The 25036-nt window shown below is 64.8% G+C and carries 24 protein-coding genes and 1 pseudogene; 14 read left to right on the top strand and 11 right to left on the bottom strand.

The features are described 5' to 3' along the window. Positions 1-41: 41 nt before the first annotated feature. The gene (locus OB916_RS13370; protein ID WP_315909795.1) at positions 42-1112 is read right to left on the bottom strand and encodes a TrmB family transcriptional regulator; all 1071 of its coding nucleotides are present in this window, start codon (positions 1110-1112) and stop codon (positions 42-44) included. A 61-nt stretch (positions 1113-1173) separates the two neighbouring features. Between OB916_RS13370 and OB916_RS13365 the strand changes: the two genes are divergently transcribed. From OB916_RS13365 to OB916_RS13355, 3 genes are all read left to right on the top strand, one after another. Next, the gene (locus OB916_RS13365) at positions 1174-2361 is read left to right on the top strand and encodes an MFS transporter (protein WP_315909794.1); all 1188 of its coding nucleotides are present in this window, start codon (positions 1174-1176) and stop codon (positions 2359-2361) included. Positions 2362-2406: 45 nt separating this feature from the next. Continuing rightward, complete coding sequence (hisB, locus tag OB916_RS13360; protein WP_315909793.1) at positions 2407-2994, top strand: imidazoleglycerol-phosphate dehydratase HisB; 588 nt, start codon at positions 2407-2409, stop codon at positions 2992-2994. Positions 2995-3148: 154 nt separating this feature from the next. Further along, positions 3149-3991: a COX15/CtaA family protein gene (locus tag OB916_RS13355; RefSeq protein ID WP_315909792.1), complete on the top strand. Its 843-nt coding sequence runs from the start codon at positions 3149-3151 to the stop codon at positions 3989-3991. A gap of 20 nt (positions 3992-4011) precedes the next feature. On the opposite strand, the gene OB916_RS13350 is transcribed toward OB916_RS13355, so the two are convergent. Further along, entirely contained in the window at positions 4012-4257 is a 246-nt protein-coding gene (locus OB916_RS13350; protein ID WP_315909791.1) for a hypothetical protein, read from the bottom strand. Between the two features lie 121 nt (positions 4258-4378). On the opposite strand from OB916_RS13350, the gene OB916_RS13345 reads away from it, so the two are divergent. The 4 genes from OB916_RS13345 to gcvPB all read left to right on the top strand — a co-directional run bounded on the left by OB916_RS13345 (position 4379) and on the right by gcvPB (position 9369). Then, a complete protein-coding gene (locus tag OB916_RS13345) occupies positions 4379-5125 on the top strand; it encodes a prephenate dehydrogenase/arogenate dehydrogenase family protein (protein ID WP_315909790.1) in 747 nt (248 codons plus the stop codon). Beyond that, positions 5122-6519, top strand: coding sequence for a small ribosomal subunit Rsm22 family protein (locus tag OB916_RS13340; protein ID WP_315909789.1), 1398 nt, complete (start codon positions 5122-5124; stop codon positions 6517-6519). Before OB916_RS13345 ends, OB916_RS13340 begins: the two co-directional genes overlap by 4 nt. Before the next feature lie 92 nt (positions 6520-6611). Beyond that, positions 6612-7943 carry an aminomethyl-transferring glycine dehydrogenase subunit GcvPA gene (gcvPA, locus tag OB916_RS13335; RefSeq protein WP_315909788.1) on the top strand — a complete coding sequence of 444 codons (1332 nt, stop codon included), beginning with the start codon at positions 6612-6614 and terminating at the stop codon, positions 7941-7943. Position 7944: 1 nt separating this feature from the next. Further along, entirely contained in the window at positions 7945-9369 is a 1425-nt protein-coding gene (gcvPB, locus tag OB916_RS13330) for an aminomethyl-transferring glycine dehydrogenase subunit GcvPB (RefSeq protein WP_315909787.1), read from the top strand. Between the two features lie 185 nt (positions 9370-9554). On the opposite strand, the gene OB916_RS13325 is transcribed toward gcvPB, so the two are convergent. The 3 genes from OB916_RS13325 to OB916_RS13315 all read right to left on the bottom strand — a co-directional run bounded on the left by OB916_RS13325 (position 9555) and on the right by OB916_RS13315 (position 10907). Beyond that, on the bottom strand, positions 9555-9989 hold the full coding sequence (locus OB916_RS13325) for a PIN domain-containing protein (RefSeq protein WP_315909786.1): 435 nt from the start codon (positions 9987-9989) through the stop codon (positions 9555-9557). Then, positions 9990-10235, bottom strand: coding sequence for an AbrB/MazE/SpoVT family DNA-binding domain-containing protein (locus tag OB916_RS13320; protein ID WP_315909785.1), 246 nt, complete (start codon positions 10233-10235; stop codon positions 9990-9992). Between the two features lie 147 nt (positions 10236-10382). After that, entirely contained in the window at positions 10383-10907 is a 525-nt protein-coding gene (locus tag OB916_RS13315) for an RNA-binding protein (protein WP_315909784.1), read from the bottom strand. Positions 10908-11040: 133 nt separating this feature from the next. On the opposite strand from OB916_RS13315, the gene OB916_RS13310 reads away from it, so the two are divergent. Beyond that, the gene (locus tag OB916_RS13310; RefSeq protein ID WP_315909783.1) at positions 11041-12321 is read left to right on the top strand and encodes a ribonuclease R; all 1281 of its coding nucleotides are present in this window, start codon (positions 11041-11043) and stop codon (positions 12319-12321) included. Between the two features lie 45 nt (positions 12322-12366). Here the strand turns inward: OB916_RS13310 and OB916_RS13305 are convergent, their stop codons facing one another. Beyond that, on the bottom strand, positions 12367-13326 hold the full coding sequence (locus OB916_RS13305) for a transcription initiation factor IIB (protein WP_315909782.1): 960 nt from the start codon (positions 13324-13326) through the stop codon (positions 12367-12369). A gap of 278 nt (positions 13327-13604) precedes the next feature. On the opposite strand from OB916_RS13305, the gene OB916_RS13300 reads away from it, so the two are divergent. Further along, positions 13605-14168: a DUF2391 family protein gene (locus OB916_RS13300; protein WP_315909781.1), complete on the top strand. Its 564-nt coding sequence runs from the start codon at positions 13605-13607 to the stop codon at positions 14166-14168. A gap of 14 nt (positions 14169-14182) precedes the next feature. Here the strand turns inward: OB916_RS13300 and OB916_RS13295 are convergent, their stop codons facing one another. Beyond that, a complete protein-coding gene (locus tag OB916_RS13295; RefSeq protein ID WP_315909780.1) occupies positions 14183-16204 on the bottom strand; it encodes a helicase HerA domain-containing protein in 2022 nt (673 codons plus the stop codon). A gap of 96 nt (positions 16205-16300) precedes the next feature. Beyond that, positions 16301-16786 (bottom strand): hypothetical protein, encoded by a 486-nt coding sequence (locus OB916_RS13290; protein ID WP_315909779.1) that lies wholly within the window; start codon positions 16784-16786, stop codon positions 16301-16303. Positions 16787-17082: 296 nt separating this feature from the next. Here OB916_RS13290 and OB916_RS13285 point away from each other — a divergent pair, with 296 nt between their 5' ends. The 3 genes from OB916_RS13285 to OB916_RS13275 all read left to right on the top strand — a co-directional run bounded on the left by OB916_RS13285 (position 17083) and on the right by OB916_RS13275 (position 21593). Further along, a complete protein-coding gene (locus OB916_RS13285) occupies positions 17083-19002 on the top strand; it encodes a beta-CASP ribonuclease aCPSF1 (RefSeq protein ID WP_315909778.1) in 1920 nt (639 codons plus the stop codon). A gap of 126 nt (positions 19003-19128) precedes the next feature. Beyond that, positions 19129-19920 carry an ABC transporter ATP-binding protein gene (locus OB916_RS13280; protein WP_390884088.1) on the top strand — a complete coding sequence of 264 codons (792 nt, stop codon included), beginning with the start codon at positions 19129-19131 and terminating at the stop codon, positions 19918-19920. A 2-nt stretch (positions 19921-19922) separates the two neighbouring features. Beyond that, positions 19923-21593 (top strand): hypothetical protein, encoded by a 1671-nt coding sequence (locus OB916_RS13275; RefSeq protein ID WP_315909776.1) that lies wholly within the window; start codon positions 19923-19925, stop codon positions 21591-21593. 40 nt (positions 21594-21633) lie between these two features. Here OB916_RS13275 and OB916_RS13270 read toward each other — a convergent pair whose 3' ends face one another. Further along, positions 21634-22332: a hypothetical protein gene (locus OB916_RS13270; RefSeq protein WP_315909775.1), complete on the bottom strand. Its 699-nt coding sequence runs from the start codon at positions 22330-22332 to the stop codon at positions 21634-21636. Between the two features lie 151 nt (positions 22333-22483). Between OB916_RS13270 and OB916_RS13265 the strand changes: the two genes are divergently transcribed. Further along, on the top strand, positions 22484-22741 hold the full coding sequence (locus tag OB916_RS13265) for a hypothetical protein (RefSeq protein WP_315909774.1): 258 nt from the start codon (positions 22484-22486) through the stop codon (positions 22739-22741). Between the two features lie 83 nt (positions 22742-22824). Here the strand turns inward: OB916_RS13265 and OB916_RS13260 are convergent, their stop codons facing one another. Together OB916_RS13260 and OB916_RS13255 are read right to left on the bottom strand one after the other, a co-directional pair. Next, complete coding sequence (locus tag OB916_RS13260) at positions 22825-23685, bottom strand: DUF6920 family protein (protein WP_315909773.1); 861 nt, start codon at positions 23683-23685, stop codon at positions 22825-22827. A gap of 335 nt (positions 23686-24020) precedes the next feature. Further along, complete coding sequence (locus OB916_RS13255; RefSeq protein ID WP_315909772.1) at positions 24021-24773, bottom strand: DUF5518 domain-containing protein; 753 nt, start codon at positions 24771-24773, stop codon at positions 24021-24023. 131 nt (positions 24774-24904) lie between these two features. On the opposite strand from OB916_RS13255, the pseudogene OB916_RS13250 reads away from it, so the two are divergent. After that, positions 24905-25036, top strand: a pseudogene (locus OB916_RS13250) (IS5/IS1182 family transposase); the annotation flags it as partial.

Here is a 25036-nt window from a genome sequence, read left to right as displayed (position 1 = left end):
GGAGTTCTCGACTCGCCTCGGGCAGTCGCAGTGGTCGTCGATCACCGTTCTCGCAGCCAGACCTCGCGGGCAGCGTACGGTTCCAGGAACGGATCGATCCCGCCGCCACCGTTGCCGACAGAATAGCGCGTTCCATCCACCTCGAAGACGAGACTGTTCTCCATGGGGAACTCCGCGGTCGATTCGCCGACGAGACTCTGCCGGATGTCGACGATCGGGACAGCCTCGAAGGTCTCTCGATCGCCGGAATCGGTCCGTTCGACGACCAGATCGGCCGCCAGATCGCGGCCGGCCTCGCGGTGGAAGACGGCGTTCGTCACGGCCGTTCGGAGGTGGTCGTACCTCGCTGGTAGCGGGTCCGGCTCCGAACGGAAGACTGTCTCGCCCATCGGCCAGACGTTGCTGATCAGGTTGCCGTAGAAGCCGCTGGCGACCTCGGGCTGGGAGAACGCGAGCGCGTATTCTGCCCCGTGGCGGCCGCTGAGCACCTCGTAGCTACCCATCACGCCCGTCTGCTCGTCCACGAGAACGAACACCGGCGGGGTCGCCGCCCAGACGCGGAGGACGTGCGCGTACCTGCCCGGTTCTTCGAGTTCGTCGGCGACGTCGACGGCGTCGGGTCCGAGCAACAGACAGTAGACGAACACCCCTCGATCGACCGCGCTGGCCAGCACGCCCGCGAGGTGCTCGAACTCCGACGCGGGGACAACGACGAACGCTTCGCGGGCTGCCGCTTCGATGGCGCTGCGAGCGCGCCGGCGGACCGTCGCCCGCGAGTGGACGATCTCGAACTCTGCCTGCCCTGCGCCGCCAGCGTACTCGGATTCGATCGCGGACTCCAGCTCGTCGATCCGGCTGGTCAATCCCTCGATCGCCGCCTCTGGTTCGCGAGCCCGGATCGTCGTCGGCGAACTGCTCTCGTCGATCGCCACGAAGTCCCGCTCGGCGAGCGTCTCCACGACCTCGTAGACGTACCCCTGCGAGACGCCCGCGGCTTCCGCCAGTTCACCCGTCGTCGCCGCTCCCGCCCGGAGGATCGCCCGATACACGTCGATCTCGGTCGATGATAGTCCGAATGTCATCAGGTGCTCCCGGAGTGGATCCCCACTCATTGAAAACATATTCATCGACTATTCCAAAATACTTTTCTCACTTTCGCTGGGAGGTTGAGGTATGGCACAGGCGAGCGAGGCGGACGCCCGGAGTGCGATCACGTCCCGGCGGCTGTGGACGGTCGCTATCGTGCTGTTCGTGGCCCTCGAGGGGCTCGGAATGCAGATGCGTGGCCCGCTGTTGCCGATCCTCGGAGACCAGTGGGGAATCAGCAAGGGGATGCAGGGGCTGGTCGGTCCGGCGGGGACGCTCGGATTCGCGGTGACGATCCTGATCGCCGGGGCGATCGCCGGTCGGATCAACACCCGGCGGTACTTCCTGGGAGGGATCCTGGTGACGACAGTCGGTATTATCGGTATGGGGCTGGCTCCATTTTTCGTCGCGTATCTCGGCTTCCTGTTGCTTCGCGGGCTCGGGACCGGCGTCTCACGCGGACTGGATCGTCCACTACTGGGACACCTCTACCCGAACGCCCGCGGCCGGGTGTTCAATCTCTACGACATGGCGTGGGCGATCGGCGCGGCGGCGGGACCGGCAGTGTTGAGTCTCGCGGTCGGTGCCGGTGACTGGCGGTACGCGTACGGGGCGTTAGCCGTCGCGTTCGGCCTCGTCGCAGGGCTCGTCTGGCGGCTCGAAACGCCCGTCAACGACGCGGAAGCGGAGCTCGACGTCGGCGCTGCGGTCGGGCTGCTTCGGACGCCGGCTATCGCGGCGACGGTGATCGCGCTCGTCTTTCACACCGGTCTCGAAGGGGCGATGTTTCTCTGGTTGCCGACCTTCGGCGAGGAGATCGCCGGGCTCAGTTCGACGCGGGCGAGTCTCCTGTTGAGCGCGTTCATCGTCTCATATATCCCCGGGCGATTCGTCTACACGCTGATTGCCGAACGCGTTCCCTACGGTCCGCTGGTCGTCGCGCTCGAAATCCTGATCGTCCCCGTGTTCCTCTGGACGTTCTTCGTCGCGGAGGGCACGATCGTCTTCGCAGGTGTCGCGGTTCTCGGCGTACTGGTCTCGGGGATCTTCCCGACGCTGCTGGCGTTCGGGACGCAGGCCGCGCCGGAGTACAGCGCGCCGATCAACGCGATCTCAACTTCGACAGCGTCAATCAGCATCGCGCTGGTCCCGGTCGCGATGGGCGCGCTGGCGGACGTCACCAGCATCCGAACGGCGATGTGGATCCCGCTCGCGCTGACCGTTCTCGTCGCGCCGACCGTCCTCGTCGCCAGGCGGATCGACCCGAACATCTGACGGCGACCAGATACACTCTTGAGGCCGGCCCACGTGGGCGGTCATATGACCGACCGGACTGCAGCCGTCACGCGCGAGACGGCCGAGACCGAGATCGAAGTGACGCTCGATGTCGACGGCGACGGCGACGCGACGATCGACACCGGGATCGGGTTTTTCGATCACATGCTCGAATCGTTCGCGACCCACGGACTGTTCGACCTGACCGTCTCCTGTGACGGCGATCTGGAGATCGACGACCACCACACCGTCGAGGACGTCGCGATCACGATCGGCGAGGCACTCGAGCAGGCGCTGGGCGACAAGCGCGGAATCGAGCGGTTCGCCGACCGACGAGTTCCCCTCGACGAGGCCATCGCGGGGGTCGTCCTCGACATCTCCGGGCGCCCCTACTTCGAGTTCGACGGCGAGTTTTCCCAGGCGTCGGTCGGCGAGCTGACCAGCCACATGGCCCGGCACTTCCTGCGCTCGCTTGCGATGAACGCCGGCCTGACACTGCACGCCGAGGTCACCGGCGAGAACGCCCACCACGAGATCGAGGCGCTGTTCAAGTGTCTCGCTCGCGCGCTCGACGACGCCACGCGGATCGACGACCGGCGAGCCGACGTCGCGAGCACGAAGGGCACGCTCTAGGGTACCGGTCCGCTGGCAGCGGCTTTTTCGTCGTATCGGGGCGTCGTCGAGCCACTCGGACGTCCTGCCTGCGAATCAGTGAGGCACGGAGCTCTGTCTCGGTCCGATTGACGGTACAAGTGCTCATAAGTACTCGCGGCACTGACGGTCGTCTATGCAACTCCGGCGACTGCTCGCGGGCGCGAGTGGGCTGACGTTCGTCCTCATGTTGCTGGGCGTGTACACGGCCGGGGCCGGTGCCGGCCTCACATGTGGTGCCCGGTGGCCGTTCTGTGACGGCGCCGTCTTCGGACTGTTCCCCGCGAACTGGATGAGCTTCGTCGAGTGGTTCCACCGCCTCGTCGCGATGGTGACCGGGTTCGCCCTGCTCGGGATCGCCGGGCTGGCCTGGGTGCGCGGCGCGAGCCGGCGCGTCCGCTACAGCCTCGTCGCCGCCGTCGCGCTGCTCCCGGTCCAGATCGGACTGGGCGCGCTCACGGTCACCGTTGGCGGGCTCTTTCCCTGGGGGTACTCCCCGCCCGTCCAGGCGGCACACTACCTTGCCGCGCTGTCGATCTTCACGCTCGTCGTCTACGCGACGGCGCTCAGTTACGGACCCGTCGAGCGATCGCGGCTTCGAGACGCCGCACTTCTGGCGCTCGCGCTGGTCCCGCTGGGCCATCTGTTCAGTTTCGGGACGGTCTTCCCCTACACGCCCGAAGTCCAGATCGTCTACTACGGGCTCGCGCTGGTGCTGTTCGCCCTGTTGATCGCGGTCGGGACCTGGACGCGGGCAACTGGCGATCGAGACGCGGTCCGGCAGGGATCGTTGAGTCTCCTGGCCGCCGTCCTGCTTGCGATCCAGATGCTGCTCGGCCGTCACGGACTCGATCCCCAGGGCCTGCTCGTCGCCGACGGCGTCGCCGGCCTGGTGTTCGTCGCCCTGCTCGGGGCCGCCTGGTTCGCCTACCGCGCCGCCGACGCCGAGATTCCGCTGCTCGGCTCGCTGGGCGGCTAGCCATTCCCGAACCGTGAGCGCTAGCCGCGACCGAATCGCGAATCCGTCTTGCTGATGGCCTTGTTCGGGTCGGCCGCCTCCTCCGAGCCGCCGGCATTCATCACTGAGACGACCCCGTACGCGAGGACGAACAATCCGATCAGTACGGCAGCGCCCCACAGAAGCACCTGCGTCGTCTCCTCCATCGAGATCAAGATCTGTACCGTTCCCCCGAACGTGATCGCGGTTCCGAGCGCGATCTCCACGTATCCTAGTTTCGAACTCACTGTGTCCACCGCCGGAATCCCCGACGTACGTTCGGATCGACGCTGAACAGGCATAAAACACAGTGATCGTCGTGTCCGACGACCGAACTGCTTTTGACTGCCGAACGGAAATCCTCCTGCGATGAACGTCCTCGTCGTCGGTGCCGGTGAGATGGGACGATGGTTCGCGACGGCCGTGAGAGACGGCCTCGAGGAACCCGTCGACCTCGCCGTCGCCGACGCGGATCCGACCGTCGCCGAGGCGGCCGCCGACGCGCTCGAGGCCCGCACCGTCTCGCTTGACACCGACGAGCAGTTCGACCTCGTCTGCGTCGCCGTCCCCATTCCGGCCACGCCTGACGTGATCGCCCAGTTCGCCGACAACGCGACGGCGGCCGTCGCGGATCTGGCTGGACACATGGCTGGCCCACTCGCGGCGATGAACGAGCACGCGTCCGGGCGCGAGCGGATCAGCCTCCACCCGCTTTTCGCTGCCGATAACGCACCGGGGAACGTCGCGGCGGTCGTCGAAGACGGCAGTGAGATCGCTGCCGCGGTGCGCGACGCCCTCACCGCGCAGGGCAACCAGTGGGTCGAGACGGACGCCGCGACCCACGACGAGGCGATGGAAACGGTTCAGGCGGGCGCGCACACGGCCGTTCTCGCGTTCGCGCTGGCCGCCCGGGAGGTGCCCGACGCGTTCCACACGCCGATCTCGGCCGGCCTGTTCGATCTCGTCGAGCAGGTGACCGGCAACGATCCGCGGGTCTACGCCGACATCCAGAAGACCTTCGAGGGGGCCGAAGCGGTCGCAGACGCCGCCAGGGATATCGCCGACGCGGACAGGGACGCCTTCGAGGACCTCTACAGGGAGGCGAGCGACCGATGAGCGATCAGAGACAGGCGATCCGCGAGAACGCCCAGTACTTGCGAAACGTCCGTCCGATCGACCCCGAAGAGATCTACGAGTACGTCGAGGGACAGCCCCATCCCGGCGTCGTCCGGACGACGCTGCGGGAACTGGCCCCCGAACTCGACCTGATCGAGCGGGAAGACGGCACGTTCGTCCCCGCGCCTGAGGGACCCGTCTCCGTGGATTTCGACGGTGTCGAGGCGTTTCCCGAGCGATACGCGCGGGCTCTGGAGGACCTGCTCGTCGAGACGTTCGGTCCCGGCTGGCCGGAGGCCACCAGCGGCGACCGACTCCGCGAGCGGCTGGTCTCGCTGAAAGACGCCTACTTCGGCCAGCGTGAGGTGGCGTACGACGAGCTGACCGCGCTCGCGTACGCGATTTACCACCTTCCCGACACCTACGCTGCCACACAGTACGTGCTGGCGGATCTGGCTCGCGAGGGACGACTCCCCTCGCGGCTCCGGGTGCTCGAGATCGGCGCCGGGACCGGCGGACCGGCGCTCGGACTCGCCGATCTGCTCCCGGAGGACGCCCTCCTCGACTATCACGCGGTCGAACCGAGCGACAACGCCGACGTGCTCGAACGCATGCTGGAAGAGACCGGCCGGAACGTCCACGCGACCGTCCACCGCGAGCGTGCCGAAACGTTCGATCCCGACGGGGAGTTCGATCTACTGGTGTTCGCGAACGTCCTGAACGAACTCGACGATCCGGCGTCGGTGCTCCGTCGATACCGGTCCGCGCTGGCCTCGGACGGATCGCTCGTCGCGATCGAACCCGCAGACAGGAACACGGCCACGGGGCTGCGCCGGATCGAACGGGCCGTCGAGGACGAGTACACGATCTACGCGCCGACCTGTCGCCTCTGGCCCGGGATGACCCCCGACAGCGACTGCTGGTCGTTCGATCGCAAGCCGGATCTCGCGGTGCCGCCGTTCCAGCGACGCCTGGAGTCGGCTGCCGGCGACCGGTTCGACGCCGGGGCGTTCGAAAACGTCGACGTGCAGTACGCCTTCTCGATCCTGCGAACCGACGGGGCGAAACGGATCGAGTACACGCCCGACCGCTCGCGAGTCGCGCCGCTCGCGGAAGCCGAGTCGCTGGTGACCGACCGGATCGACCTGGTCGCGATCAAGCTCAGCCACGACCTCTCGGAGGGCGGCAATCCGCTCTTTCTGATCGGCGACGGCAGCGAGAACGAAGACGTCTTCGCCGTATTGATCGACGATTCGTCGCTGACGCGGCCGCTCGCGGAGGCCCCCTATGGGGCGTTACTGGACTTCGAGAACGTGCTGGTGCTGTGGAACGACGACGAAGAGGCGTATAATCTCGTCGTCGACGACGAGGTGGTCGTCGACGCGGCACGCTGAGGGACGTATCGACAGGGCCGGTCCCGGCAGACACTTATTCCCCCGGTCGGTACGCCCGGCCGTGACATGACTGTTCAGGTGGTGGCAACACGATGAGGGGCGTACGCGACGGGAGTCCGTACGCACCCCACACGGACACCGAAACCCAGGCGATGCTCGACGCGATCGGCGTCGACGACGTGGACGCACTGTTCGACGTGCCAGCAGCGGTTCGTTTCGATGGCGCCTTCGGGATCGACGCACGGAGCGAACGAGAGACGACCCGGGAACTCGCAGACACGCTTTCGGACAACGACGACGTGATCTCGTTTCTGGGCCGCGGCCACTACGCCCATCACGTCCCGGCCGTGGTCGATCGGCTGTCCTCGCGCTCGGAGTTTCTGACCTCTTACACGCAGTACCAGCCCGAGATCGCCCAGGGATTCCTGCAGGCGCTGTTCGAGTACCAGTCGATGCTGGTCGAGTTGACCGGCCTGCCGATCGCGAACGCCTCGATGTACGACCACGCGACTGCACTGGGTGAGGCCGCGACTCTGGCTGCCCGCGTGCGGGGAGCCAGCGGCTCGCGCGTGCTCGTCCCCGAACTGCTCCCGTCGGAGCGGCGATCCGTGCTCGAAAACTACGCCAGCGGAGCCGGTCTCACCGTCGAGTCGTATCCGAGCGACGACGGAAACGCGGACCTGGACGGGCTCGCCTCGATCGTCGATTCGGACGTGCTCCTGATCTACGCGGAGAACCCCACCGTGCGGGGGACGATCGAAGAAGGGCTCTCGGCCATCGGCGACCTCGCCGAGGACAGCGAGGCGCTGTTCTGTCTCGGGACCGATCCGGTGGCGCTGTCGTTGCTGGAGACACCGGCGAGCGTCGGCGCGGACGTCGTCGTCGGTGACGCCGGGGCGCTCGGACTCGGCCACGCCTACGGGATGGGGCACGGCCTGTTCGTCACCCGCGAAGAGTTCCTCCGGCAGGTGCCCGGACGACTGGTCGGTGCCGGGCGCGACAAGAGTGGACGACGAGCGTACACGCTGACGCTGCAGACCCGGGAACAGCACATCCGCCGCGAGCGGGCGACCTCGAACATCTGCACCAACCAGGCGTGGGTCGCGCTGCGGACGGCCATCCACGTCGCCTGGCTCGGGCCCGACGGGTTGCTCGAACTGGCCGAGACGGCAGTCCGTGACGCACGGACCCTCGCGGAGCGAGTCGACGACATCGACGGCGTTCGCGCGCCGGTCCACGACCGCCACCACTTCAGGGAGTTTCTCGTCCACACTGACCGGCCCGCCCCGGCGATCCGGGACGGCTTGCTCGACCGTGGATACGCCGTGCACGCGGTAGACGAGCACCGCCTGCAACTCTGTGTGACCGACGCGAACGCGCACGCGACAGACGGCCTCGTCGCGGCGCTCTCGGAGGTGGCCTGAAATGCACTACGATCAGGCACGCTGGGCCGACGAGGATCGGTACGAGCCGCTGTTGATCGAGAAGCGATCCGAGACGGTCGAGATCGACGACGCGCCGCTACCTGCGGAGCTTACTCGGGACGAAATCACGATGGCGGCCCCCGCGGAACCGGAGCTGGCGCGCCACTACACGCGTCTCTCTCAGGAGACCTACGGGGTCGATAGCGGTCCGTTCCCGCTTGGAAGCTGCACGATGAAGCACAATCCGGCGCTGCTCGAACGCGTCGCAACCGACGAGAACGCGGCCGTGCACCCGGATCGACCGGACGAGAGCGTCCAGGGGACGCTCGCGGTGATGGCGACGCTACAGGAGTGGCTCGGCCGGATCGGTGGGATGGACGCTGTGACGCTCCAGCCCCCGGCCGGCGCGGCCGGCGAGTACACCGGCCTGCTGATCGCGAAGGCCTATCACGAACGACAGGGAGAGGATCGGACGGAGGTCGTGATCCCCGACAGCGCACACGGGACGAACTTCGCCAGCGCGGCGATGGCAGGATTCGACGTCGTCGAGTTGCCCAGCGGCGACGACGGGCGGGTAAACCTTGAGGCGCTCGAAGCCGCAGTGAGCGAAGAAACCGCAGCACTCATGCTGACGAACCCGAACACGCTGGGACTGTTCGAGCGCGACATCGAGACCATCGCCGAGGTCGTCCACGATGCCGGCGGACTGGTCTACTACGACGGGGCGAACCTCAACGCCCTGCTCGGGCAGGCCCGGCCGGGCGACATGGGATTCGACGTGATGCACTACAACGTGCACAAGACCTTCGCGACGCCACACGGCGGTGGCGGCCCCGGTGCCGGGCCGGTCGGCGTGCGCGAGGAACTCGCGCCGTACCTGCCCGCGCCGCACGTCCGCGAGACCGAGGACGGGGCCTACGAGCGCTACGAACCCGAACACTCGATCGGAAAGGTCCACGGGTTCGAGGGGAACTGGCTCGTCCTGCTGAAAGCCTACGCGTACGTCCGGCGACTCGGCGACGAGGGCCTAGCGGATACCAGCGCGAAAGCAGTCCTCAACGCCAACTACCTGGCCGAGCGGATCGACTTCGAGGTGCCGTACGGCCCGTTCCACCACGAGTTCGTCGCCAGTGCGGGCGACCGGGACGCCGCCAACGTCGCCAAGCACATGCTCGACCACGGCGTGCATCCGCCGACGACGAAGTGGCCGGAACTCGTCGAGGAGGCGCTGATGGTCGAGCCGACCGAGGCCGAATCGAAGGAGACGCTCGACCTGCTGGCGGCCGCGTTCGACGCCGCGGGCGAGGCTGACGCGGACGCACTCGAATCGGCTCCGCGTCGGACGACCGCCCGCCGGATCGACCAGGTCGAGGCCGCGCGGTCGACGCGGCTCACCTGGCAGGCGCTCGACGAAGACGAGGACTAGTGCGACGTCCACCGTCGACGGAGTACTCGAACCGACTGCCTTCGGCCCGTGCGAGTACTCATAGGGATTAGCGTAGCCGATCGGAGAAACTCTCACTCCGATCGGGTGACCGGATCATCGTTCCCGGGCGAAATCTATGGATTTCTACGCTAATCCCTATCACTGCCGGTCGGCTGTGGCCGTTATCAATCCGGTCGATACGGATCAGTTGCGGTTTCAAGGCGGTAGACGTCCTCGGCGACATCGAAGTCGTCGTCGAACGCGTAGAGATACCCGAGCCCTTCTGCTTGCATATACGCGACGATCGCCGAATCGACAAACGAGAACTGCTCGTACTGTCTGAAGAGCCCTTTTGCCGCGGCGAATTCGTCTGTAGTGATCGAGTCAATATGGAAGCGCGCGTTCTCTTCGAGTCGGCCGAGGAAATCGACGGCAGCGGAGTGGCCAGCGTGCGTCGCCAGGCCGTTCAACGTCTCCGCAAGTACGTAGTCGAGAATTACCGCTTCAGGAAGATGCGCCGTGTCGACCCCCGTGAGAATCGGGAGGGCGTCGTCATGTGCTCCGTCGCGGCGATAGCCGGCCGCGAAGAGAACCGACGTATCGAGGAGTGCGCGTGGCACCTATTCGACTCCCCAGTTGTCGTGTTCTGCAGTGACGTCCGTTTCCTGATCGCCATCGTAGCCGTCGAAGTCGCTGAACGTTCCAGTACGTTGCTGGACGACCTCAACGCGAAGCGTCCTGTCTTCCTCAACGCGCCAGCGGAGTTTGTCCCCATCGTCGATATTTAACTCTCGGCGGATACGGGCAGGAATGTTCGCCTGATTCCCCGAGACCTTGCTCTCTGAATCGACGCCCTCACTGCTCATATACGAAACCAAGAGGTCATCGCCTAAAAACGTAGTGTGCTCTCACACTACTGGCAATCTTTTCACCGTCGGGTCGCTCGCTCCGCTCGCCACCACTCCCCGAAAAGGCCGGACGAAAAAGCCGCCCTCACTGTGGTTGACCGGTCCTCACACCGAAAACTCGTACAGCTCGTCGCCCACGTGATGAAGCGAGTCGACGACTTTGCCCTCGTCGCCGAGCATCTCGTCGCCGTCGACCCGGGCGCGGCCGATCGCCAGCACTTTTCCGTGCGTCTCCTCGGCGATCGCGACCAGATCACCCGCCTCGATGGAGTCGTCGGCCTCGACGATCCCGGGGCGCATCACGTCGGCGCCGTCGGAGACGAACGAGATCGCACCGGCGTCGACGGTGACGACGTTCGTCTCCGGCGGGTACTCGTTGGCTCCCTTGACGGTGAGGAACGGTTCCGGCTCTGCGCCTTCGCCGCTTCGCTCTGAATCGCTCTGCGCCTCGCCGTCCAGATACAGGACGGCCGGTTCCCCGTCTACGAGGACGACCTCCCAGTCGCTGTCCTCGAACTCGACCTTCTCGAAGGTGTCCGCGTCGATCGCGACGCCCAGCGTCTGCGAGACGGCCTCGACGATCTCGTCGATAGCGTCCGCCCGGAGGTGATGTCGGGACTTGACGTTCATACGTGGCGGTTGCCGCCGACGAGGATAAATCGCCCGTTTGTCCGCGTGTGACTGACCGCCGTTCCGTTCGACGGCCACGCGAACGGGCCAGCCTGTCGAAACGCCTACCTACGGGGTGGGCCTATCGAAAGGCATGACCGACGAGTCCGCCCAGGCCGAAGCCGGAACCGCGGAGGGTCAGGGCCCCGTGGAGATCGACGAGGAACTCGCCCGCCATCTGGAGAACAAGCGCGAGGAGCTGTTCGAGAAGTTCGACATCCGCGACGCGTTCCCGCCCGAGGTCCTCGAAGAGGCCGAACAACGAACGACCGACGTCCAGGAAGAGATCCAGAGCGAAGTCGACGAGCGCCGCGATCTGCGCGAGAAGATCGCCTTCACTGTCGACCCGATCGACGCACAGGACTTCGACGACGCCATCTCGATCGACGTGCGCGACGACGAGATCGTTCTGTGGGTGCACATCGCCGACGTAACCCACTACGTCAATCCCGAGACGGCGATGTGGAGCGAGGCCGTCGAGCGCGGGAACACGGTCTATCTCCCCGCCTACACGATCCACATGCTGCCGCCGATCCTCGCCGAGACCGTCTGCTCGCTGGTGCCCGAGGAGGACCGGCTGGCCCACACCGTCGAGATGCACCTCGATCCCGAGAACCTCGGGTACGAGAACATAGAGATCTACAAGTCGGTTATCCGGAGCGACGAGCGACTGACCTACACCCAGGCCGAGAACCGTCTGGACGACCCCGACGCACCGCTCCACGACGAACTCTCGGCGGTGTGGGAACTGGCCGACAGCATGCACGAACAGCGCAAGGAAGACGGCTCGCTCGTGTTGAATCCGAAGCGCGACCGCGCCCACACGATCATCGAGGAGTGCATGCTCAAGGCCAACAAGGCCGTCACGCACGAACTCATGTGGGACCGCGGCGTGGAGGCGATGTACCGGGTCCACCCCCAGCCGGCTCCCGAAGAGTGGGACGAGGCGCTCCAGGAGATCCAGGAACTCGACGGCGTCTCGATCCCCGGCAGTGCGTGGGACGACCCCCGGAAGGCCGTCAACGCCACGCTGGAACAGGCACCGCCGCGCCAGCTGGACAAGATCCAGTGGGCCGTCATGAAGGTGATGCCCCGCGCCAAGTACATGAACGACCCCTTCGGCGGCCACCACGCGCTGAACTTCGAAATCTACGGCCACTTCACCTCGCCGATCCGCCGCCTCTCGGACCTCATCAACCACTGGATCGTCTACACCAACGACGTGCCCGAGGACCTGGTCGCGCTGTGCGATCGCGCCTCCGAGCGCCAGCAGAAAGCCGAGAAGTGCGAACGCGAGTACAAACAGTTCCTCGAAGAGGTCGGCCTCAACCCCGCCGCCGTGAACAACCGCGGGCTCGAAGTCATCGAGGAATAGTCCAGGGGGATCGAAGTCATCAGGAACGACTTCGCGGCGTGTCGATCACAGACCCATCGCCTCGATCTGTTCCTGGTAGCGGTTGCGGATGGTGACTTCGGTGACCTGCGCGACATCGGCGACCTCGCGCTGGGTCTTCTTCTCGTTGCAGAGCAGGGAGGCGGCGTAGATCGCGGCGGCAGCGTAGCCGGTCGGCGATTTGCCCGAGAGCAGGCCCTTCTCTGAGGTCACGTCGATGATCTCGTTGGCCTTGGACTGGACCTCCTCGGACAGTTCCAGCGACGAGCAGAACCGGGGGACGTACTTCTTTGGATCGACAGGTTCCATCTTCAGTCCGAGTTCCTGAGAGATGTAGCGATAGGTCCGGCCGATCTCCTTCTGTTCGACCCGCGAGACGTCCGAGACCTCTTCGAGACTGCGTGGGATGTCTTCCTGTCGGCAGGCGGCGTAGAGCGCGGCGGTGGCGACGCCCTCGATCGAGCGTCCCCGGATCAGATCGTCGTCGAGCGCGCGCCGGTAGATCACCGAGGCGACCTCCCGCACCGAACGCGGGACGCCCAGTGCCGAGGCCATGCGATCGATCTCAGAGAGCGCGAACTGGAGGTTGCGCTCGCCGGCGTCTTTCGTCCGGATCCGTTCCTGCCAGCGTCGCAAGCGGTGCATCTGGCTGCGCTTCTTCGAAGAGATCGAGCGGCCGTAGGCGTCCTTGTCCTTCCAGTCGATCGTCGTCGTCAGCCCCTTGTCGTGCATCGTCTGGGTCGTCGGCGCACCCACACGAGACTTCTTCTGGCGCTCGCCGTGATCGAACGCCCGCCACTCGGGACCCCGGTCGATCGCTCCCTCCTCGACGACCAGCCCACAGTCGTCACACACCAGCTCGCCCCCGTCCGCGCTCGCGATCAGCGACGTCGAATCACACTCCGGACACTGCTCGCGCTCGTCTTCCTGTTCCGTCGTGTCCTCGTCGGTGGCCACTCGCTCTCGCTGCCGACTGGAACGTTCCATGTCTTCAACTAGAGATGTACAGCAGTGATAAAGTTTGCCTCGCGCCGATCGCTGAAAATTCTCTCGTCGGGCTCGTCGGGCGCGCGAACGCTGGGTTCTCGCCACGGCGGACACTAGCAGCTGGCGATCGTCGTCGGGCACAAAGACTGAGCGGTGCACGGCATGGCAGACAGCTCTCGCCGGCCACGATGATCGCCAAATATTAACTGGCCACACGCCGTCGGCACGCCGTATGACAGTGGTGACTCCCCGACCGGACCGACGGCGGGTCGATAGGTATGAGTACTGACGATACCGACAGCCCCGACATCGGGGATATCTTCGACCAGCTCGAGGAACTGGCCGAGACAGTCGATTCCGAGGAGGAGCGCAATCGGGTCGAAGAAGCGATGGAACTCGCCTCGGAAGCCTCCCGGTCCGAGGCCGTTTTCGGGCGCATTATCTGGGGGTTTGATCGCGCAGACGCGACAGAGGCGCTGCTCGGCGCGCTCCTGTTCGGGATCCCGATGGCGGTCGAGGGTGGGACACAGGAGATCGGCTCGTTCCTCGCGACACGTCCGTTACTTCTCGCGGGGACCGTCCTGTTCACCCTGTCGATCACTACTGGCGTGCTGTACGTCGCCGAGATTCAGGACGTTCGTGTCAGGTACCGCCTGCTCGGAATTGTGCCGTTCCGGCTCGCTGGCGTCCTCACGATCTCGTTCCTGCTAGCGGTGGTGATGCTGACGGCGTGGGGACGCGTCGACTGGACCCGGCCGGCCGTCGCGCTCGCGAACGTCGTCGTCGCGTTCCTGCCCATGTCGATCGGTGGGGCCCTGGGCGACATCCTTCCGGGAAGCTGAGGGGGAGTGTCCGCTCACCCGGTTCGGCCGAACGCAGACGTCAGTCGCTCCCGGAAGGCGTCGAGTTCGTCGTCTTCGAGCCGGCCGTTCGTCGCCTCGTCGAGGCGCTTCCGGAGGCAGATATCGTAGTTCCCGCGGCCGACGTGTTCGATCAGTCCTGCGGTCCGGAGCGTTCGGTTGTGCGCGTAGGCGTCGGTCCGGTCACCGGTGCCGCCAGCGACGAAGTGTGCGTCGAGCGGCGTCGCAGGCCCCTGCTCGTCGTAGTACGCCAGCATCCGCCGGGCCTTCTCGTCGAGGTCCCGGATCTCCGTGCGGAGCGACGAAATCGCAGCCGGCATCGGGCGGTCGATCGACGAGTCGTCCGGCTCGTCGACGGCCCCGACTGCCTCGGCGATCGCGTCGTCGTCGCTCCCCTGGGCCTGATCGGCTGAGCCGGCGTCGGGGCTGTCCTGGCTCGTCGCCGCGGTAGTCGCTGTCGTCGACGAGTCTGCGTCACCGTCGCTGGCTCCGTTCGCCTTGCTGTCAGGGGTTTCGAACCCAAACGCCGGCATGTCGGCGTCCGAGAAATCGAACGTGTCGGTCTCCCCGTCGACACGATCCGGCGGCGCCTCGAACGACTCGAATCCGAACGTCTCGGTCCCGGAAGAGTCTCCGTTCGTCCGGTCGTCCTGCGATGACGTACCGTTCGTCCGGCTGTTCCCTTCGGGGTTGCCGCTCGTCCGGTCGCTCTTCGAGGAGTCGCCACTCTCGTCGTCCATCGCGGCCGCGAACGCCTCCGCGGCGTCTGCGATTTCGTTCGGGAGGTTCGCTTCGACCCCCTCCGTCTCGGACTCCTCGTTCTGTGATGACGGCTTGTCGTCGTCCGATTCCGCTCGTTCGTTCGCCTCGGGCACTGTCGCGTGCTCGGCCTGAGCGGATGGAGATTGTCTCTCGAGTCGCTGTCGGCGAGCGCGCATCCGCTCGGTCTCGGTTCGGCCGGGGCTGGCTCCCTCGACCTGGTCGAGCATTGCGTCGACGAACTGATCTGCCATCCGGCTCAGGTCGCGAGCGTCCTGTAGCTCCTTCTCGAGTTCGGCGATCCGGGAGTTCTTCTTGTCGAGTTCCTCTCGGAGTTCTTCGATAGTATCGTCGCGCTGCTGTTTCTGTTCGCTGATCTCCTGGAGTTCCGACACCAGATCCTCGCTGACGGACTTCAGTTCGGGCCGCTCGAAGTCGTCCAGTCCGGGCGTCGCCCCGGCGTCGAACGTCTGCTTGCGGTGGAACTGCACCCGCCGGATCGATTCGGACCAGTCGGTCATCAGGAAGGCTTCGCCGTCATCGAGATCTTCGACCGCGTCGGCGTATTCGCCGTCGAGCACGCGCCGGACGACTTTCGTATCGTTGTTCCAGGTCAGGCGATGCCAGACGAGCCAGTCACACTGGGTGATGTAGTCTTTCTTGACGTCCGCGGGTCGCTGGCTGATCCCGACCATCCCGAGGCCGTGTTTGCGCCCGCGCTTGCCGATCTTGATCAGCATCTTCCCGACCTCGCCGACGGAGCCGTTCTCGGGGATCCACTCGTGGACCTCCTCGACTAACAGCAGGAACGGCTGCTTGAGCTTCTTGGCCTTCGCGAAGAGGTGTTTCGAAACGTCCGTGAGCAGCGTTTCGGCCTCCTCGTCGTCCAGAAACGAGGAGATGTCCAGAATGATCGGCACGTTCTGCTCGAGGGCCAGCCCCGCGATTTTCTCGGCGTGTTCGGTCGTGACCTGGATGTCACACTCCTCGTCGGCCCCGACGTGAAGGATCTCGTACTCCTCTTTCAGACCGTAGTATTCACCGTCGATGTCGACGATCAGCAGGCCGAAACCCGCGTCCAGCAGGTTCTCGGCGATGACCGACGCCGTGTTGCTCTTCCCGGAGCCTGATTTCCCAGTAACGAACCCTCGACCAGTCAGCAACTCGACCACTGGTAGCGAGACGTCGGCACCGTGATCGCCGGTTCCGCCCGGACCGTCGCTCACCTCCGCGACCGTGATCGTCCGCTCGTCGCTCATAGTGGTCGTATGACGGTTCTCCCTGCCCATAACTCTCAGTCAGACACCTTTCGGGGATTCGACAGCCACAAGCAGTGGAACGGGCAGCCGCCGGTGTCAGGGGTCGACACCGAACGGGCTGTCGCCGGCTTGCCAGTCCCATCCGGGGAGGCGCGTCTGGACCCCCGCAGCCAGGGCGGCGTCGAGATCGTCGAGCCCCGCAGGATCGTCAGGATCGCCATGGATGTAGACGTCCGCATAGTGGAACGTCGCCTCTGCGAGCAAGCGCAACGGTTGCTCGCCGGCGATCATCGCCGCCAGCTCGCGCGCGAGCAGTTCGTCGACGACGAACCCCGGGTAGTCCCCCGGAACGTCGAGGTCGCGAAGCAGGCCCACGAGTGCGGCAACGTTCACCGCCCGGTCGCCATCAGAGAAAACCGCGTCGACGGCGTCGTGATACTGCCCGACATCGATCGGATCGACCGTCGTCTCGAACGCGTCGCCGAGATCGGCACGCACCGTATTGACGATCGGCACGACTGTCGGCCCTCGTTCGTGGACCCAGTCGTATTCGGCGCGGATCGTGTCGCTGGTTAGTTTCATCTGTCAGGAGTTCTTTGCGAAGGCTTTTATAATCGGAGGGGAATACGAACACGTATAGATCGGTTTTCCGGACACTCACAGCGAGAGTCGTCCGGAGTGGTACACCGACATGCAGTCAAATCGTCAGATATGACAGTCTTATTCATACTGTCGGCTGTACGTTCGTGGAGATTGTCGGCACTTCGGGTGCCGAAATCCTTCAGAAATGGGACAGTCGACAGTACCACCAGTGATCACGACACGAGTACTGCGGCGGCCAGCCGCAGTGCGTGCGTGTCACGTCGTTTTATCCAGCCATGAGCAGGGTAGACAAGAAGCTCGAGGAGATAGAGGAAACGATTCGCAACGAGGTACCGGCCGGGATCTCGATTTCGGACGTCACGTTCGAGGGACCGGAACTGGTGATCTACACGCGCGATCCCAAGCAGTTCGCCCAGGACGGCGACCTGGTCCGGCGTCTCGCCTCGAAACTGCGAAAGCGAATTACGGTGCGTCCGGACCCGGACGTTCTCATGCGGCCGGACGACGCTCGCGAGCAGATCCAGTCAGTCATCCCCGAAGAGGCCGGCGTCACCGATCTCGATTTCCATGCCGACACCGGTGAAGTCGTCATCGAGGCGGAGAAGCCGGGGCTCGTCATCGGTCGCCACGGCGCGACGATGCGCGAGATTACACAGGAGGTCGGCTGGACGCCCGAGGTCGTTCGAACGCCGCCGATCGAGTCCTCGACGGTGCAGAACGTCCGGAACTTCCTCAAGCAGGAGCGCGAGGAGCGCCGCGACATCCTCGAGCGGATCGGCCGACAGATCCACCGCGAGGAGATGTCCGACGACCAGTGGGTCCGGATCACGACGCTGGGGTGCTGTCGGGAAGTCGGCCGGGCTGCGTTTATCGTCTCGACGCCCGAGACGCGGGTGCTCGTCGACTGTGGCGACAAGCCGGGGGCCGAAGGGGAAGTGCCGTATCTCCAGGTGCCGGAAGCGCTCGGTGCCGGCGCGAGTTCGCTGGACGCCGTCGTGCTGACCCACGCCCACCTGGATCACTCGGCGCTCATTCCGCTGCTGTTCAAGTACGGCTACGACGGCCCGATCTACACGACCGAGCCGACCCGCGATCTGATGGGACTGCTCACGCTGGACTATCTCGACGTCGCTGCCAAGGAGGGGCGCACGCCGCCGTACGATTCGGAGATGGTGCGCGAGGCGATCAAGCACACCATCCCGATCGAATACGGCGACGTGACCGACATCTCCCCGGACATCAAGCTCACGCTGCACAACGCCGGGCACATTCTCGGCTCTTCGATCGCACACTTCCACATCGGTGACGGACTGTACAACGTCGCGTTCTCCGGGGACATTCACTACGAGGACACCCGCCTGTTCAACGGCGCGGTCAACGAATTCCCGCGCGTCGAGACGCTCGTCCTCGAGTCGACCTACGGTGGTCGCAACGACTACCAGACCGACCAGGAAGACTCCGAGGAGAAACTCAAGGAGGTCATCAACGACACCTACGAGAAGGGCGGGAAGATACTGATCCCCGCATTCGCGGTCGGCCGCTCCCAGGAGATCATGCTCGTCCTCGAAGAGGCGATGCGAAAGGGTGACATCCCCGAGATGCCAGTCCACCTCGACGGGATGATCTGGGAGGCGACGGCCATCCACACGACCTATCCGGAGTATCTGCGCGACGACCTCCGGGATCGGATCTTCCACGAGGACGAGAACCCCTTCCTGGCCGAGCAGTTTAATCACATCGACGGCGGCGAGGAGGAACGCCAGGAGGTCGCCGACGACGATCCGGCGATCATCCTCTCGACGTCGGGGATGGTCACCGGCGGCCCGATCATGTCCTGGCTCGAACACCTCGGCGGGGATCCGGATTCGAAACTCGTGTTCGTCGGCTACCAGGCACAGGGGACCCTGGGCCGGCGGATTCAGAACGGCTGGGACGAGATCCCCGTCGGCAACGGCACCGGACGGTCCAACACAATGAAGATGCGGATGGACGTCGAAACCGTCGACGGCTTCTCCGGTCACGCCGACCGGCAGGGACTGGAGAACTTCGTGAAGACGATGAACCCCCGCCCGGAGAAGGTCCTCTGTGTCCACGGGGACGAATCGTCAGTCCAGGACCTGTCTTCGGCGCTGTATCACGAATACAACATGCGGACGTTCGCACCGAAAAATCTCGAAACGTTCCGGTTCATCTAGGGTTTTCCGGCAGTGTGACCCGTGGCGAATTGCGTGCATCTTTCGACTGTGGCTAGCTCCGGGTGGAGAACGACAACCAGTACTATACGGTGCCTGATCGAATAATCATTCATGACTCGAGATGGCATGGGGGACGGATCGTTTGCGATCGAGGCCGTCGGCCTGAGAAAGCACTTCGGGGACGTCGTCGCTGTCGAGAGCCTCGACCTGACGATCGAAGCCGGCACGGTCTACGGCTTCCTGGGACCGAACGGCTCAGGGAAGACCACGACGATGCGCATGCTGACGACACTGACGCGGCCGACAGCGGGCGAAGCGTGGATCGCTGGCGTCCCGGTCACGGACCGCGCAGGCGTCATCGAGCACGTCGGCTATCTTCCCGAGGAACCGCCGCTGTTCGACGAGTTGACCGCCCGTGAGTACCTCCGTCACGTGGCCGCATTGCACGACATCCCGGGATCCGCGGCCGACGAACGCATCGAGGGGTATCTCGACCGGTTCGACCTCGACGACGCAGCCGACCGTCGGATCGATGGCTTCTCGACCGGAATGCGCAAAAAGACTGGACTCGTCGGAGCTATCCTCCACGAGCCGACGGTGATCTTCCTCGACGAGCCGACCAGCGGGCTCGATCCGCGTGCTGCCAGAACGGTCAAAGACCTGATCGCCGAGTTCTCCGAAGGTGAAACGACGATCTTCCTGTCGACGCACATCCTCTCAGTCGTTGACGAACTCGCCGACGAGGTCGGTGTCCTCCACGACGGCCGGCTCGTCGCCGAGGGTTCGCCGTCGGACCTCAAGCGGCGCGCCGAAGCGGGGGCCGGCGAGACGCTCGAGGACGTCTTCCTCGCGGTGACGGCCGATCACGCCGAGGAATATGCGACCACCGAACGCGGAGCAGCGGCCGACGGTGCGTGACGATGAGCGCGTTCGGTCACAGCGTTCGGCTGGCCCGCATCGACGTGATCCGCATGCTCCGGAACCACACGGACTGGCGGAGTGGGTCGTCGTCGATCCTGGGCCTGGTCATGTACGGCCTGCTGGTCATCGCCGGAACGCTCGGCGGCGGCTATCTCGGGTATCGAATGGGTCGATCACTCGCAGCGGACGAGCCGCTGTTCGGGATCGGTCCGTTCTCGGCGTCGATCGTCGGCGGGATCCTCGCGCTGTTCTGGTTGATCTTCATGCTAATCTTTGCCGTCCGGGCCGTCGGTCAGCGGGGAACGCTCGCCCAGCCGGAAGGTGTCCTGACGGTCGTCCCGACACGGGTCGCTCTCGCTGGCGTCTACCTCGCCGAGTTCACGTACGTCGTCCTGTGGGTGTTCGGACCGGCGGTTGGACTCGGTGCTGGACTGGCCGTCGGAACGGGCACCGTTCCTGCCCTGATTGCCGTCCCCGTCGCGGTCCTGGCAGCCGGTCTCACCGCCGTGACCGTCGGCTATCCGATCGGCCTGTCGATCCGCCACGTCGCCTCTCGGTACCCCTTCGTCGCTCGAAACAAGGGCGTGATCATCGCCGTAGTGTTCCTGGTGTACTTCGCAGCACTCCTGGCGGGCACCATCGATCGACTCGTGGTCGCGCTGTTCGAGCCGATGCAGGCCTCGCCGACGGCCTGGTACGCCGATCTGCTGTTTCTCGGGACGCCCGGTGTCGACGTGTCCGCAGCGAGAGCCGGCGGTGCCGTGACGCTCACGCTCGTCCTGACAGTGATCGGGACGGTCGCAGGGACGCGCATAGCCGAGATCCACTGGTTCTCCGATCCAGCGCTCGCGGGCGAAAAACCCGCGTCAGTCGTGAACGGAGTCGCCAGCCCCGGAATCGAGCGACGAGTCGAAGGGATTCTCGGACCGCAGATGGCTGCCCTGGTGATACTGTCCTGGCGGCGCGCCGTCCGGGCGCCGCTGAAATTGCTGTATGCCTTCTTCCCGGTGTTCGCGATGGCTGGCCTTCTGGGAGACGTTGTCCAGAGCGGGGAGGTCCCGGCGTATCTCCCGTTCGTGACGTTGCTCTTTGCCGCCTGGGCGGCCGGCGTCATCTTCACTCTGAATCCACTGGGCGATCAGGGCGCGGCCCTGTCCTCGACGCTGTTGAGCCGCGTGGACGGCCGGACGTTCGTTCGTGCGCACCTACTCGCCGGCCTGGCCGTCGCGATTCCGGCCGGAACCGTTCTCACGGCTGTTATCGCCGTGCTGAGTCCGATCGAGACCGATACGGTACTCGCACTCGTGATCGCGACGCCGGTGGTCATGGTGCTCTCGGCCGCGTTCTCGATCGGAGTCGGGATGGCGTTCCCGCGCTTCGAGGCGATCAACGTCACGCGGTCGATGAAGACCGTCCTGCCGAGCCGGTGGGCGTTCGTGCTGTTCAGTGCGTACCTCTTCGTCACGGCGAGTGCTGCCGGGGTCGTCTACGAATCGGGATTCCGCGAACTGGCTGCAGCATTCGTCTCCTGGGCGTTGCCGTTCGGCATCGACATCGCCGCCGATACACTGTATCTTCTCTCGGCCGCGCTGCTCGTGACGGCCGTGGTGCTGACGGTAGCGTCCTACCGGCATGCGATCCATCGATTCGACCGGTACACGATCGCGTAGCTCCGGCCTCGTTTCGTCGACGGTCTCCGTGGCCGCTCGCTCAGGACTGTATCGAACTGCTGATCCCAACGAACAGTACCATCGCGATAGACCCGAGGACAACGGTCCACCCGCTCGCGACGAGCAGCGTCTCAGTGGTGGCCGGGAACCGCTCGACGATCGAAACGAAGATCCGCACGTCGAAGACGACGACGACGAGCGCGCCCACTACGTCGAAGACGATGTCTAGAGCCGTATCACGCCAGCCGTAGTGGACAAGTACCGGTTCGATGTCGAGCCGGTCGGCCACGTCGCGGGCGACGAGCTCGATCAACTCCCAGAAGACGCCGACCGCGAGCGTGAACGCGACCGTCAATCCGGCGACAGTCCCGGGCCACTGGGTGGTTTCGAGGAAAGGTGCGACAATGAGCGCGGCATAGAGCAGTGCTGCGACGAGTACCGCCGAGACGGTGTGAGTGAGGTGGTCCCACCACCATATTGAGTCGTACGGTCCGAGCATGCCGAGCGAGTGGAGGAACCCGGCGACACCGAGCCAAAGGGCGAGCCACGGGTCGAGGCCAAGTTGTTCCGCTCGTACCAACCGAAAACTGATCTCGAGGATGGCTGGCAGCAACGCAAGCGCGAGCGCTGCCAGCGCGTTGACGGCAGCCGCAACGTTCCGACGACTGATCGCAACGGCGAGGAGTCCGAGGATCGCTCCCTGGAGCGAGAGAGCAATGAGAGTGAGGAGGTCAAACACAATGTCCCGTCCTGTTTTCTGAGGTGTGACTCGACGAGGATAAGACCTTTTCGCCGTTCGACAAGCAGCCAAGCGATCGTTGTCGACCGAATTGTGCGACCAGAGTAGCGAACAAGACACCCATATATGTATTCGAGTCGTCATTCAATGCATGGTCTCCAAGATCACCATCTTCGAACCACACTTCGACGGCGCACAGTTCGGCCCCGCCTCGATCGAGACGCCCACAGACCACGACGACGATTCGATTGACCACGAATCGCACGGCGAACCCGAATCGGCCGAGGAGGGCGGATCGAAGTCCCGATTCACGAAGCTCCTCCAGGGCACGATTGTGTTCGTCCTGTTGTTCGTCGGCCTCTGGGTCGTTCTCTCCCGGGTTCTCGGAGCGGAAGAAGACGACGAATAAATCGAAAGTTCGATATTTTTGGGTATGTACATATCTTCTGCCATACGACGGCAGGAGAACAACCTCTCCAACCACAGGTTCAGTCACCCGGTCCGATATTCGATTTCGGTTATCTGTCCTCGCCAGTACGGCACCGTGCCGTCGGCCCGTTCCCATCCCACCTCGGCCGCTGTCGGAATTTCCATCCCGTCGCGGCCTTCGTAGCCCATGTACTGGCCAACCCACGGGGCGACCGCGTCGACGTCCTGCCGGTATCGGTCGGCGGTGAGTCGCCTGAGGTATCCCGCCTCGTCGAAGTGGAACACTCCCGTCGCAGTCACGTCTCCGTCGGCGATGCTCGCTCTGGCGGTCCGGTCGTCGATCCCCTCCCAGGAGACGCCGGCCGCCGGCAACAGAGCCGTCGGGAACCACGGCGTCTCCGAGAGATATCGCTGGAGTTCTGCCTCGCTCATCTGCCGATTTGGCCCTGCACTCGCAACCGGGATCGCCCCGAGAAGGTTGGCCCGGAGCAGTCCCTCGCCGTCGACGTAGGCATCGAGAACGCGGGCAGAGACCAGCGGGGAGAGTTCGATATCGGCGTCCCAGACGTACCCGGGCGGCGAGACGCTGTAGATCTGGCTCGCAGTGAGCGGGTGCCAGGCCGCGTCGGCGCCACCCAGCCGGAACTGCCCCGTCTGTGTCAGCCGTACCTGCGTGACGTGCGGTTGCCCATCCCGGAGGACAGTCTCGAAGTATCGACGAACCGGGGCCGGCAGATCCTCGACGTCGCTCCGCTCGTAGAGGTCGGCATCGACCGGCACAGCGTTTCTCTGGACGTTCGTCGTGTAGTCTCGAATACGCTCTGACACTCGACGACGCCGGACCGCGAGGGTAGCGGCACCGATCGCGCCGACGCCGGCCACGACTCCGAGCAACGACGACCGAGAACGCGGGAACGGGCTCATACCGAGTATTCGACGCCACGGCCCAAAATATCGCCGGTGAGCGTTCGCAACAGCCCATCGCAGGGGATGACGCCGGCGACGACCGGGGGCGGGAGAAAGCATGGACGGTCTGCTCTGAGCGCCCTGACCAGGCGAGTCTGATGGGATTGCCGTAGAAATCCATCGATTTCGTCGATGAAATCGAGTTCCGCCGCCCGATCGGAGGCAGCTATTTCTCCGACCGGCTACGAGAATCCCCATGGCTGGCCCGGCCGGAGAGGAATACGGGTTGTTCCCGTTTCGTGTCTGTCTCTCCCCCAATGTCATGTCAGTTCGGTCGGGCGGGTCGGTCGCACTCACCCGTTTTCGGCCAGGCGACCCCCCGCGAAGCCGCCCAGCGCACCGAGTCCGGCACCGTAGGCACCGATCGCCAGCAACCCGAAGAACATCCCCGCGACGACGACGAAGCCGAGTCCGGCCTCCTGTATCGCAGCGAACCCCGCATACAGGCCGACAGTGACGAATCCGAGCAGGACCAGCGCCGGAACCATCGACAGGAACCCGGAGAGTGCCCCGACGCTCACCGACCGTCCCGACGCTGGCTGTTCGAGGTAGCCCGCCAGGCCACCGCCGAGGATCGGCGAGAAAGGGACGAACGAGAGTACTGCCGTCGCGACTGCACCGAGAACCGCCGACGACCGATACGTGCCGACGGGCGTCTCATCCCCGGCGCTTTGGTGAGCTCGGTGTCGGAACGCGACGTAGCCAATCGCGAACAGGACGAGTCCGATACCCGTCACGAGGAGGCCGATCCCCGTCCAGTTCACGACCTCCAGCGAGAACTCGAGCATCTCCGCCTCTGTGAGGTCCCGCTCCAGGACGACGACCGTGATCTGTCCACTCTCGATATCTTCCGCAAGCAACTCCCGGTCGACCACGAAGGTCACCACGGTACCCCCGACGAACAGCGCCATCCCGCCGAGCGCGATAATCACGCCGACGAGCCAGTCGACGTACTCGGGCACCGGTCGAGCAAACACGAGGTCGTCTCGTTCATCACTGGTTGCACTGCCTCGTTCGCCACTGACTGTGTCGTCTGTCATTTCCATGCGCTAATGGTACAACGTGCATGGCCTTAATTGTGTCCTAGAATACATTTTTTGGGCTCTGGTGAATCACTAGATGGCGTCGGCTTCGACCGTCAGAACTAGTGGAATGAAGTGGGAAACCTCCGATGTCCATGTCGAAAATTTCCCGCTTCACGAGCAAAGTCGTTCAGTTAGCTAAAAATGCTGTCGGTGGCCGAGGCGAAGTCGCCGCCCCCGAAGGAGGAGGCGGCTTCGCCGACTACGCTGTTGTGTCGCTGCACTGT

It is taken from the genome of Halapricum hydrolyticum (genome assembly GCF_025517535.1).
GTDB lineage: Archaea > Halobacteriota > Halobacteria > Halobacteriales > Haloarculaceae > Halapricum > Halapricum hydrolyticum.
This window is presented reverse-complemented; position numbering and strand designations above follow the sequence as displayed.